Source organism: Kitasatospora sp. NPDC001261 (genome assembly GCF_042896795.1).
Lineage (GTDB): Bacteria > Actinomycetota > Actinomycetes > Streptomycetales > Streptomycetaceae > Kitasatospora.
On the sequence record NZ_JBIAXP010000078.1, the window covers coordinates 1 to 1,479 of the forward strand.

Here is a 1,479-nt window from a genome sequence, read left to right on the forward strand (position 1 = left end):
CGGAACGCGAACGGGCTGTTGTACGTGGCGGAAGCACCTTCGAGCTGGTCCAGGAACCACAGCCGCTGCTGCGCGAACGACAGCGGCAGCACCTCCGGACGCTCACCCGCCACCAGCGCCGGCCGCGCCGGCCGCCCCTCCTTCAGCTTCTCGGCGACGCCGACGACCGTGGAGGCGTCGAACAGGTCGCGGATGCCGAGTTCGGCGCCGAAGGTGCCGCGGATGCGGCTGATCAGCCGGGCCGCGAGGAGCGAATGGCCGCCCAGAGCGAAGAAGTCGTCGTCGATCCCCACCGACGGCAGGCCCAGCACCTCCGCGAACACCACGCACAGGATCTCCTCCTGCGCGGAACGCGGCGCCCGACCGCTCGGCTCGACAGCGGCGGCGGCAGGCGCGGGCAGCGCGCGCTGGTCCAGCTTGCCGTTCGGCGTGATCGGCAGCGCCTCCAGCACCACCACCGCCGCCGGCACCATGTGACGCGGAAGCCGCCCCACGGCGAAACGCCGCAGCTCGTCGGGATCGACCTCCCGGCCCGCGACCGGCACCACGTAGCCGACGAGGCGCTTGTCGCCCGGCCGGTCCTCGCGTGCCACGACCGCGGCCTGCGCCACCGCCTCGTGCGCCAACAGGACCGCCGCGACCTCGCCCGGCTCGACCCGGAAACCCCGGATCTTCACCTGGTCGTCCGCGCGCCCCACATATTCCAGCACCCCGTCCGCACGCCAACGACCCAAGTCGCCCGTCCGGTACATCCGTTCACCCGCCACACCCAGCGGATTCGCCACGAACCGCTCCGCCGTCAGCCCCGCCCGACCCACATACCCGTGCGCCAGACCGGCCCCCGCCGCATACACCTCACCCACCACACCCGCCGGCACCGGACGCAACCACTCGTCCAACACGAACACCCGCTTGTTGCCCACCGGACGCCCGATCGGCAACGACGAACCCGCCAAGTCCGCATCGGTCACCGCGTGGCACGTCGTGAAGCCCATACTCTCCGCCGGACCGTACCCGTTGCCCACCCGCAACCCCGGAAACAGACCCAGCACCTTCGCCACATGCGCCACCGAACCGGCCTCACCACCCGTGAACGCCGTCCGAACCCCCGCAAAAGCCCCCGGATGCTCATCCACCAGGAAGTTGAACAGACTCGCCGACAACTGGAGCATCGTCACACCATGCTCCACCACCAACTTCTCGATCACCGCCGGCTGCGGATTCTGCCCCGGCTGCAACACACACACCGCACCATGCAACAACGCGCCGAACAACTCCAGCGCGAACCCGTCCCACGACACCGGCGAGCACTGCAGAAACACCTCACCCGGACCGAACTCGCAATACTCCTGCCCCAGATACGTCCCCACCAACGCCCGATGCGGCGCCACCACACCCTTCGGCCGACCCGTCGAACCCGACGTGAACATCACACACGCCACATCCTCCGGACCCACCACCACCGACGGCAACACCCCG

1 protein-coding gene is annotated in these 1,479 nt (G+C 69.9%); it reads right to left on the reverse strand.

Annotated elements, in window-relative coordinates; all coding sequences use genetic code 11:
• Positions 1-1,430 (reverse strand): AMP-binding protein (locus tag ACFY4B_RS42595; protein WP_387977202.1); only part of this gene is annotated, 1,430 nt, incomplete at its 3' end.
• Positions 1,431-1,479: the final 49 nt, after the last annotated feature.